Origin of the sequence: Comamonas halotolerans (assembly GCF_030162935.1) — a bacterium.
Taxonomy (GTDB): Bacteria; Pseudomonadota; Gammaproteobacteria; order Burkholderiales; family Burkholderiaceae_C; genus Comamonas; species Comamonas halotolerans.
Window position 1 is genome coordinate 1 of the sequence record NZ_JASAUZ010000030.1, and the last position, 1,320, is coordinate 1,320.

At 65.5% G+C, this 1,320-nt stretch carries 1 protein-coding gene; it reads right to left on the reverse strand.

Features of this window, described 5'->3' with window-relative positions:
- A partial coding sequence (locus tag QEP11_RS12885; RefSeq protein ID WP_284337058.1) for a type VI secretion system Vgr family protein occupies window positions 1-1,320 on the reverse strand: 1,320 nt, incomplete at both ends.

A 1,320-nucleotide genomic window follows, 5' to 3' on the forward strand; every position in this document is an offset into this window, starting at 1 on the left:
GCTGCGCGCTCCTGCCCGGGCGTGCCATCAAACACCAGCTGGTTGTAGCCTGCACCTCCGTTGCCGTTTTGGCTGCTGTGCAGCTCCTGGGTTTTGATGCCGCTGTACACCGCCCTGTGCGCGTGTTCTGCGGTGTCTCCGGCAAACCAGGCGGGCGCATTGCCCGTGGCCTTGGCCGAGCCCACCTGCTGGCGGTTGATCTGGCTGTTGGCTTCGCCTTCTCCGTTGTAGACCGCGCCCACCACGACCGGGCGGTCAATGTCTCCACCGATAAAGTCCACCAGCACTTCCTGGCCGATGCGCGGCACGCCGGTGTAACCCCAGTTGTCTCCCGCAACTGCACTGCTCACGCGCACCCAGGCGCCCAGCGTGTCGTTGGCCGGTGCGTTGTCCTGCCCGCTGGGGTGGCCCTGGCTGCGTTCGCTGCCGCTGCTGCCGCGCTGCCAATGGAACTGGACTTTGATGCGATGGTCGCGGTCACTGTGTACGGGCTGGCCTTGCGTGCCCACCACGATGGCAGTCTGGCTGCCGTGCACGGTGGGCCGCGGGTGCAGCAGCATGCCAGAGCCATCGCGTGCCAGGGGACGGTATGCCGTGGCCGCACGTATGGCGGTGAAGTGGTTGACATAAAAAGGCACTTCGGCTCCTGCATTGCCCGTCTGGGCAGCGCTGGGCTGGGGGCCATCGAGCGCACGGGCCACGGCCTGGCGCAGGTCTTCATCAAAGTTGTTGCGGGCGCTGTGCCTGAGCTCGAGCACCAGAAAGCGGCGCTCGTCCTCTGTTTCGCTGGCGTGGGCGTAGTGGTCTTCAAGAACAAAGGTGCTGGCAGGCGCGAGCGTGCGCACCGAGGATGTGCCCCTCCAGGTGCGGGCACGGGCGCTCAGCGCCTGCGCAGCATTGGCCAGCATGCGCTCGCCCTGCTCACGCGTGGCCCATTGATACAGCCCAGCGTCGTCGCTCCAGGCCAAAGGTGCCACGCCAGTGCCCAGATGCACGGCACTGTTTTGCAGCGGACGCGGGTCCACACTGCGATAGTCCCAGCTGCTACGCCCTAGCTGGCTGGTTTGCAGCTGGCTTTGTGCATGCCACAGCTGCAAGGTATCGCGTGGCTCCGTGACATCGCTGCGATGAAACGCTATGTGCGTCTGTCTGCCCGGCTGGTGCGCCCCTGCATGGTCGGCCAGCACCAGCGTGTGGCTGCCCAGATCACCCGCCGACTGCCCGCCGTCCTGGTGTTCAAACCAGTAGTAAATGCCTTCATCGGCCAGCAATCGCGTCAGGAAAGCCAGATCGCTTTCGTGGTACTGCGTGGTGGTGCCC